Annotated in this window: 10 protein-coding genes and 2 pseudogenes; 7 read left to right on the forward strand and 5 right to left on the reverse strand. The window is 42.3% G+C overall.

Annotation, left to right across the window (positions count from 1 at the left end):
• Window positions 1-113 precede the first annotated feature (113 nt).
• The 4 genes and pseudogenes from CA598_RS30250 to CA598_RS30265 all read right to left on the reverse strand — a co-directional run bounded on the left by CA598_RS30250 (window position 114) and on the right by CA598_RS30265 (window position 2781).
• Window positions 114-1265: pseudogene (locus tag CA598_RS30250) on the reverse strand (tyrosine-type recombinase/integrase).
• Between the two features lie 346 nt (window positions 1266-1611).
• On the reverse strand, window positions 1612-1995 hold the full coding sequence (locus tag CA598_RS30255) for an ImmA/IrrE family metallo-endopeptidase (protein WP_094878891.1): 384 nt from the start codon (window positions 1993-1995) through the stop codon (window positions 1612-1614).
• An 11-nt stretch (window positions 1996-2006) separates the two neighbouring features.
• Entirely contained in the window at window positions 2007-2387 is a 381-nt protein-coding gene (locus CA598_RS30260) for a hypothetical protein (protein ID WP_094878892.1), read from the reverse strand.
• A gap of 40 nt (window positions 2388-2427) precedes the next feature.
• Window positions 2428-2781 (reverse strand): helix-turn-helix domain-containing protein, encoded by a 354-nt coding sequence (locus CA598_RS30265; RefSeq protein WP_094878893.1) that lies wholly within the window; start codon window positions 2779-2781, stop codon window positions 2428-2430.
• Window positions 2782-2909: 128 nt separating this feature from the next.
• Between CA598_RS30265 and CA598_RS30270 the strand changes: the two genes are divergently transcribed.
• From CA598_RS30270 to CA598_RS32775, 4 genes and pseudogenes are all read left to right on the forward strand, one after another.
• Window positions 2910-3113 (forward strand): hypothetical protein, encoded by a 204-nt coding sequence (locus CA598_RS30270; protein ID WP_094878894.1) that lies wholly within the window; start codon window positions 2910-2912, stop codon window positions 3111-3113.
• Window positions 3114-3116: 3 nt separating this feature from the next.
• A pseudogene (locus tag CA598_RS30275) lies at window positions 3117-3371 on the forward strand (holin); the annotation flags it as partial.
• A 165-nt stretch (window positions 3372-3536) separates the two neighbouring features.
• Window positions 3537-3680 carry a hypothetical protein gene (locus CA598_RS32495; RefSeq protein WP_179283803.1) on the forward strand — a complete coding sequence of 48 codons (144 nt, stop codon included), beginning with the start codon at window positions 3537-3539 and terminating at the stop codon, window positions 3678-3680.
• Between the two features lie 27 nt (window positions 3681-3707).
• Entirely contained in the window at window positions 3708-3815 is a 108-nt protein-coding gene (locus CA598_RS32775) for a YjcZ family sporulation protein (RefSeq protein ID WP_373455856.1), read from the forward strand.
• A gap of 953 nt (window positions 3816-4768) precedes the next feature.
• Here CA598_RS32775 and CA598_RS30280 read toward each other — a convergent pair.
• A complete protein-coding gene (locus CA598_RS30280; protein ID WP_094878896.1) occupies window positions 4769-5713 on the reverse strand; it encodes a helix-turn-helix transcriptional regulator in 945 nt (314 codons plus the stop codon).
• A 281-nt stretch (window positions 5714-5994) separates the two neighbouring features.
• Here CA598_RS30280 and CA598_RS30285 point away from each other — a divergent pair, with 281 nt between their 5' ends.
• From CA598_RS30285 to CA598_RS30295, 3 genes are all read left to right on the forward strand, one after another.
• A complete protein-coding gene (locus CA598_RS30285) occupies window positions 5995-6318 on the forward strand; it encodes a hypothetical protein (protein WP_094878897.1) in 324 nt (107 codons plus the stop codon).
• 71 nt (window positions 6319-6389) lie between these two features.
• On the forward strand, window positions 6390-7487 hold the full coding sequence (locus tag CA598_RS30290) for a DNA alkylation repair protein (RefSeq protein ID WP_094878898.1): 1098 nt from the start codon (window positions 6390-6392) through the stop codon (window positions 7485-7487).
• 74 nt (window positions 7488-7561) lie between these two features.
• Window positions 7562-8425: an NAD(P)-dependent oxidoreductase gene (locus CA598_RS30295; protein WP_094878899.1), complete on the forward strand. Its 864-nt coding sequence runs from the start codon at window positions 7562-7564 to the stop codon at window positions 8423-8425.
• Window positions 8426-9042: the final 617 nt, after the last annotated feature.

Consider the following 9042-nt stretch of genomic DNA (forward strand, 5'->3'; position numbering starts at 1 on the left):
CCACTTATCAAAAACCCTTACTTTGTAAGGGTTTTTTGCTGTCTATAGGTTCCCTTGTAAGTAGAAGTGGAAGAGTTGGAAAAGCGAAAAAATTGGAAATGGTCACATTTTGGTCACGGCGCTGTTTGATCCTCTGGTTTCTTGCTCATTTTCATCTTCGTATCTATCAGGTCTGCAGCATCTCTTTGCATATCGGGGAGTAGATGGGAATAACGATCAAGATAGATCTGAACACTGCTATGCCCAAGACGTTCTGCTCCGATTTTCGCATTGATACCGTTATTCAGTAGCATTGATGCGTGTGAATGTCTGAGATCGTGAAACCTGATTTTTGGTAGTTCCGATTTTTCTGTCAAGAAAGCAAAGGTCTCCGTGACCCGCCGTGGTTTGATCGGCTCTCCGTTACCATAGCAGCAAACCAGGTCATGGTCTTTTTAATTCTCAACCCGGATTTCTTGCTTTTCATTTTCTATAATTTGCAGTCGCTCTTTTAGATCACTAATCAGCATATCACCTATCGGTATTCTTCGTGCTGAGCTTGATGTTTTGGTATCTTGAAAGATAATTCCTTTAGATGGTTTCCAGTTTACAGTTTGCTGAATCTTCAAGCTCTTGCCTTCCCAATCGATGTCTCCCCATCGGAGGCCAAGAACTTCTCCTTTACGCATGCCAGTATGGATGGCCAGGGAAAAAACAATATAATGAACATGACCTTCAGCGGTATCAAGAAAGTGGAGGCACTGTTCCATACTCCAGGTCTTCATCTCCTTTCGCCGCAGCTTAGGAGCCTCTACCTTTTCCATGGGGTTCGAAGCAATCATCTCCCACTTCACAGCCTGTCTGAATGCTTTACGCAGGATAGCATGGATATGTCGGACATAATCAGGGGAATACTTTTCAAGTAGCCCATTATAAAACCTGTTGATGGTCAGAGGTTTGATTTGCTGCAACTTTTGTCTTCCGATAACCGGAATAATCCGGCTATTAATAATCGATTCTTCAACATCGAAAACCGTGGCTTTATACTTCTGCAGGGCGTATTCTTTTAGCCATATCTCGAAAAAGGCTGTGATAGTCAGATTGTTTTCTGGAACGTAGTCGCCTTTGTGCACGCTGGCGAGAAGTGCAACCAATGCACGATCTGCTTCTTTTTGTGAAGGGAATCCTCCCTTCTTTTTTTGGTTTCTTTGGCCTGTTGCTGGATCTGGCGGGAGATCAACAACATAAGTCCAGGTCTTTCCTCTTTTAAAAACTTTCCCTTTCATGATGTCCTCCTACATGGGATTTATTATTCCATCCTGTATTACATCACTCCCTTCAAATCCTTACTTCAGAAGTTAATCGCATCATCAATAGCATCCATAGGCAGAATCAGCCTTGTTATACTCTGACCATGACGCCAGGCCACTCGAGATAAGTTGATGGTCACATACCCTTTACGATTCGGAAGTAGGGAGAGGTCTCCAGGCAGAACGGTAGCATCATGTCGAGAACGGTGGAATGACGAACTATGTAGTTTATAGTTTCGCTCGATATTAAGGTTCAGTGGCTTGTTCCAATTGAAGCCCTGACGCTGCTCAATGACTAAGGCTCGGGGGCGAGAGAAGTCTTCTAGACCATACAATGAATGAATACGGGGTTGTTGAAGGTAGTCAAGACCTGAAACAGGGGATTCGTGAAGCGGTCAGCATCATTCTCTTGTGCTTCACGAAACAAGTCTGGCATCCAGCGTTGATCGCCAGAGTGACGTATTACATGACAAAGTTCATGAAAAAAAACCTTGCGCTGTTCTGTGCGATCATTGCGGTTGTCTATAAAAATGACTCTTTCTTCATTCTCGCTAAAAGTTGTTTTGTCGTAATAAACAATATCTACCTTGAAGCTCAGTGCGATCTTGTCTATATCAAGATCATGAGGGGTAAAAACACCGTTTGATCGGTATTGTTCTTCAATCCATTGTTCCAGAGGAGTTTTGAAATAGTTGGAATAATTCATATATTAGCCCCTTATTTACGTACATATGTTCTGTTTTGTGGTGAAAAGAAAAGCCATTGCTGGCTTTGTTTAATTTTAACTAGATGATTAATTATCCTCCATCCAACGATTGGCCCAGATGTGATAGCCTCCAGACCCGAACTATCAAACCACGACCCTATGATCCAACCTACAGCGCCACAGCCAAAAGTTAATAAAATCAATAAAGCAAGTCTAGTTTTTTTATTAACGGCAAGTAGGATTGAGCCTATTAATATTCCACCAAAAACCCACCATGAAGAGAAGTAGAAGCCAGTAACCACTGAAATAATGAATATTTCTGCAAAAAACCAATTTGCACCTTCTTCGCTTTGCTTTGCTTGATTAACTCCTCGTCTAACTTCATTTTGCACATGATCACCTGAAATACTCCCCATCGGTTGGAGGATTTGCTTATAATTTTTGATTGGATTGTTCAGCTGCGCGTTTCTTCATCTCTCTATAGCGTAAGAGAGCTGCTTCCATTTCTTCTATTTCGTCTGGAGTATATTTATCCGGACCACCATAAAAAGACATGTTAGTTTCTTTGCGAACAGGTGACGGATCGTTAGTTCTTCCAAGAAGATAATCTACAGATGTATCAAGAGCATCGGCAATATTTTTTAATGCTTCCGGATCTGGCTTTCTATCATCAGTTTCATATCGTGATAACTGAACGATTGTGAGTCCGCTAAGCTGTGCCAAGTCTTTTTGCTTGATGTTCTTTTTTTCTCTAAGGTTCTTAATTCTTCCGCCAAGGGTTTGCATAGAAACTCCTTTCTAAAAAAAAGTACGGCGGGTACAGGCACCGCATATACGGTTGCTCTTAGCCCAGCACCTACATCGCTAGTAGCAGGTCTGAGATTTAGTTAATTGAGGAGTTAGAGGCAATCGTAGTGAAGCAGGATGAGCGCATAACGACAATAGAGAAGCGATTAAACGTCTCGGGTAGGGAAACATATGCCATCAATTATACAGAGGCTATTACAGCCGCTAAAGCAGCTGGTGCGATAACCACATCAGCAGACAAGTCAAAGCTAGAGCTTAATATCATTCAGATGTTTTTTAATCTTGGTCTGTTTAAGAGAGGGGTTAAATAATCAATGGACAATCAAAACCTAACTAATGTATTGGCGTTAGCCTCGGTGATCACCGTTTTTGTGTTGGCAGGAATACAGTTCGTGAAGGTCTCAGTTAATGTGCCTAAAAATATGTTGCCCTTGATTGGCTTTGTTATAGGTTTATTAATAGGGATTGTAGCATATCCTTTCACCGACTTAGATATAACTCTACGGTTGTGGTCTGGAGCCTTGGCCGGACTATCAGCAACGGGACTATTTGAACTGGCGTACAATAGAGTAAAATTATTGCCCACTGGCTTCGGCTGGTGGGTATTTTTTTGTTTTTTACGAAATGCCGGATTCCGCAACAGGCTCACTGTTTTCGTTTCTTCTTTACCCAAGCGCCGATACAAATCCCGCATATCTTAGTTTTGTATCCAATTAAAAAGGAGGAATTGACAAATGGGCGAAGTACGTGGAGAACGTTGTTGCGGCGTTGGTGAACGTGAACCTGAACGTTTTGTTGGTGGAGCCTTTACATCCACAGGTGCAATCTTAGTGCTCTTTATCCTTTTGGTCATCATTACAAAAGCCTGTCTTTTCTAAAATGGGTTCAATTACAAAGGAGGAATTATGATGGGTGGATTTGCTGAAGGCTTTGGTGGAGGCTTTACTTCTACTGCAGCTATTCTGGTTCTCTTTATCCTGTTAGTGATTATTTCTAAGACTTTCTTGATTTAAGTTTCAAACCTCCCAATATGGCTGCACCTTATTAAATCCGCCAGTACTCAAGCTGGCGGATTTTTTTCATCATACATAGTCTCAAAGACGTACGCTGTCAACCTTAAGTGGTAGGCGGGATTTTGTTGCGTTCAGGAAAATTTTCATTACCAGTGATATAGAGTACATATACATAATGTTCCAAATTAATTAATCTATACTTATGAATAATGAAAACTTTCAGTATAGAAATACATACTTTTCTGTGGGGAATCCAGCAATTCTATTGATTGCTATACTTGGCTTGGTGTTACTGGGATTGGTTTTGTTTTATTTCATTAAGAAATATATAAAGAGAAGAAAATGAGGGACAGGTATTTAGATATATACTTGAACGCCGTGGTGATCTAGCTGGCTGCATAATTGATTGTGAGGGTCCAGTCCAGAAATGGAGCCTAGTCAGCGTTAAGGTTGCAGATTCTTATTATATAAGAAGTGAATTTGAATTTAGGATACAATTGGATTTTAAAAAGACGTTTTGAAATTTTTAATACTTAATGCCCCGTAAAGGGGTGTTTTTGTCTTGCATAAATATTATTAGAAAAACTACATATGTATCATTGTTTCAGTAAAAGCCTCTACCAGGATGATAGAGGCTTTTTTTATTCTACTGAAAGTGCATCTGCTACAAATTACACTAACTCTCCCAACAAATCTATGCTTTCTTCAATATAAATCCAAAAGTCCTTCAGGGTCATTCAACCTTATAAAAATAATGAAGATAGTTGCTATAGCGCTAATAAACGTTTCCATAACCGGGTCCAAATGCGCCTCCAGTTGTCCATCTTTTTTCCTAGAACGCATTAGACTACACTTGCCTTGACGGAGGCGTTCCCCTTATGGGGCTCCGTCTAAATCAGATTACACAAAATTATTGATAGCACCGATATTTTTTTGTCTCGAGTGCACTTCCTCTAAAGTTCGTATTGTCTGGTTAGCTCCCGGAGCTTGCTTTGTATTTGTTCGCGCACCACTTGAGGACGCTTCACGTTCGCCTCCATGCCAAAGCCGAGGAAAAAATGTACCGTCCATGGTGTATACGATGCGCTCATCATTGTGCGAATCGTGCCTGAGCCGTCCTCACGCAGCTCAATCCCCTGGGTTAACCATAAGTCTGATCGGCATCGTCTCACACCCTCCGGAGTCAAATCCACCTCAAGCTCCAACGTATCGCTCTCATCCATTCGCATGATCCAAGTTTGAATGTGCTCCTCTGTCATATTCATTCTCATGCTTTGGTCGGCCTCGTGTGAAAAACCCTTAACTCGATCTACTCGAAACACCCTATAATCCCCTGCCAAGAAGCAGTAAGCTTGGCAGTACCATAACCCGTTCATCGTATATAACCCGAGTGGCTGAATCTTCCTTTCTCGGCGCGAAGAAGCTTCGTATATGATAGTGACGACGCACTGCTCCAATGCAGCCTCGAGCAGTTCCTTCAAGAAAAGAACTTCCATCTCATGTGGAGGTATCCAGAATACAAGCCGTTGTTGCATGCGTTCTATCTTTTGCTTTAGCTCACTTGACAGGAAGTGAAAAAACTTGTGCAATGCGGCATCCACTTCATTTTTGAAAGGAAGAGACTTGTAATTGTGTAACGATTGACAGGCAAAAAACAATGCGATTGCCTCATGTTCAGTAAAGCTAATGGGAGGAAGCACCTTCTCCCGTAGAACGCGATAACCGCCCCCGGGACCTGCTTGGGAATAAAGTGGCACACCCAGTTCACTCAGCTCCATTAAATCGCGAATCATCGTCCGACGTGAAACGCCACATTCGTCGGCCATCTCCTGTATTGTAAACTGCTTCCGTTCATTGACCAGCATGATAAGTTGAATGAGTCGCTGAGCTTTGTTCATGGACCGTTCCCTCCATATATTTAAAACTTTTTTAATAGTGCCATTACCTGGCACTATTATTCCGTATGCTTAATCTCGAAGTCAATGTTTACACACCTAGGAGGATTCGGATATGCAATTCAGACTAAAGTATAACTATTCTTATGCTAGCATAACCTGGATGTCGCTGTGAATCCGTTCTTGATCCTTCCGTGAGTAAGGGTCAAGTGGCGAGTACTGACTATGACCAATAGGTGTGACGATAACATCTTCAAATATGAGGACGGAGTGAGATTAAAAAGATGGAGCAGAAAAATCAACAATACGTGATGGAAATTGTTTTGTTCGAGTTGAAGGAAGGTACGGACAAACTTCGCTTTTGCGAGGCAGCCGCTGCATTAAGTGAGGTATTGGAAACTGGAGTATCTGGGTTTAAAGGACGTACATTGCTACATACACCAAATGAAATCCAATGGACGGACATTATTTACTGGACGGATATGGATATGGCATTAGCTGCAATGGTGCAACTCAAGTCTGAACCAGCTTTCCAAAATTTTGTCTCAATGATTGATTCGAGGGAAATCACGCAACGGCATTTGATCCCGACTAATTTGAACATGTAGGGACTTTGGGAAGTTGGCCAGTCCTATGCTCAATTTACATTTAGATGATAATCCAAGAAAGGAGATGGAATATGGGTGATACATTTGCGGGTAAATATAATCTGGATTTTTTCGACAAATTTACAGCCATCGTCAAACTCAAGTATCCGGCATTTGATTCAACGAAGTTTTTGAACTTGATCTACGATGCTAGCTGGGAACAAAAACAATTGAAACAGCGTATCCGGCATATAAGCGCTTCTTTGCGGCTGACCCTGCCAACGTCCTATAGCGAAGCATTATCGGTTTTGATCCAAATCGCTCCTCAATGTATAGGAGTCGAATACTTGTTATTTCCAGATTTTGTAGAAGTGTACGGACTTGACGATTGGACGGATTCCATTCCAGCACTGGAGTTGTTCACACTCTTTTCTAGTTCGGAGTTAGCCGTTCGTCCTTTTATTGTGCAAGATCCCGTTAGAATGATGGACCAGATGCTTCAGTGGGCGATCCATCCTGATCATCACATCAGACGGCTAGCCAGCGAGGGCTGCCGTCCCCGATTACCCTGGGCGATGGCCTTGGACATATTTAAAGTTGATCCGTCGCCAATTATACCCATATTGGAACAACTCAAGCGAGATTCATCCATCTATGTGCAGAAAAGCGTTGCTAATAATCTGAACGATATATCCAAGGATCATCCCGAACGGATTAAACAACTTGCCCGCGTTTGGTATGGAGAGAACCTCCAGACCGATTGGATTGTCAAACACGGATGTCGTGGTTTACTTCGAAAAGGAGATCCAGACGTACTTTCTTTGTTTGGTTTTACGACTTCGCCTGATGTGACGATACGCGGTTTGACGCTTGACGAAGAGATGCTGGCGATCGGCCAATGTCTTAACTTTTCATTTTCGATCCGAACCAACTCATCTGTAGCCCAACTGCTTCGGGTCGAATATGGGATTGATTTTGTCAAATCGAACGGTACGACATCGAGAAAGCTATTCAAGATAACAGAACACAACTACGATAATGTGGAGCGGAAATACGTGCGAGCCCATCATTTCAAGGACTTGACGACCCGCAAGCATTATCCAGGTAGACATCGGCTATCCGTAATAATAAATGGAAAAGAGATGGCGACAACGGATTTCTACGTAACCGCTACCTCAGAGCCCTCGTGAGAACGATTGTTTATAAACAAAAAAACGCTACAATCGTTTTAAAATTAAGAATTTTATGACATGGAGGAAACAATATGAGTAATGTATCAGTAATCGGTTTGGGATCAATGGGCGCAGCAATTGCACGAGTGTTGCTTCAAAATGGCTATCGAGTAACAGTATGGAATCGGTCGAGCGCAAAGGCGGAGCCGCTCGTCAAGGAAGGAGCTATCCTTGCACCCAGTGCGGCATCTGCTATAAGTGCAAGCCATGTGTCGATCATCTGTGTTTCTGACTATAAGACTTCATACGGTATTTTGGATACAGAGGAGGTCAAACCGGCCCTCGCAGGTCGCATTCTTGTCCAGTTGAGCACAGGCAGCCCCCAGCAAGCACGTGACAATGAAGCATGGGCTCGAGAACACGATGCGGAATATCTCGACGGAGCCATAGCAGCTTCACCGCCACAGATGGGCAAACCGGACGCTACAATCTTCACATCAGGCTCCATAACTGCTTTTCAACAGAGTGAGCCGTTTCTTAAATGCCTGGCCGGAAATGTGCCTTATCTTGGTGAACAGGTTAGCGCAGCATCTTCGACAGAATTAGCGTTTCTTTCATACCTATTTGGTTCGTACCTCGGCTTTTTTCATGCGGCACGTATCCTTGAATCGGATGGCCTTCGCGTGGATGCTTTCGGGTCCATGATCGCTCATGTCTCGCAGGTTGTCGGTGATGTCATCAAGTATGAGAGTGAAGTGATTCAAACAGAAACATACGACAATCCACAGAGTTCTGTAAATATGTGTATGACGACAGTGGAGCTCCTCTTGGAACAAGCTCAAGAAGCTGGCATTAACAATGCATTTCCGGCATTTGCCCAAGGGCTTTTCAAGAAGGCTTTGGATGCTGGCTACGGACATGAGGAACTCGGAGCCCTTATTAAAGTAATGCGATAGAAATCTTAATGTACAATATCCTCTTACCTGGAAGATACAACAACCACATCAACGTTGATTCTAACACTACCGGATCTGATTTGGAGGTAGGTACGGGGAGACGGAGCTTGAGCGCACGAAGGATGTCAGAAACCATCGATCCATTCATAATCTAAAAAGCGGTAAAATTTCCTTAGTGTAAATTATTAATAAAATGTTGACTCCCCCCTTTTATGTAAGAACGAATGTTCTGTATAATTAAAGGGAACATTCATTTTTATCTGTGACAATGAAATATAAGTAGCATCTATACAGTAACTATCGTAGTTGTCTAATTACACAGTTGACAGTCAACATAAAAATCGAAGGACACTACAAATAATGCCCTGCGGATCGCAATGATCTGCAGGGTAGCATTTTTTATCATCACTACTTAAATTGTGTCTGTATATAAAAATCCATAAAAGAAACCCCGGATTTCTCCAGGGCACAGTGGTCACAAATTTGGTCACAAACTCATTTTAATTAAGTTTAATCGATATTAGCTAATCCCAATAAAAACAAGAGTTTTTGAATAGAGTTTAAGGCATTTATGCCTTTCCTCTATATCAGTTGGTTAGAGCGGTCGGCTCATAACC

This window comes from Paenibacillus sp. VTT E-133291 (assembly GCF_002264395.1).
Taxonomy (GTDB): domain Bacteria; phylum Bacillota; class Bacilli; order Paenibacillales; family Paenibacillaceae; genus Paenibacillus_AQ; species Paenibacillus_AQ nitricinens.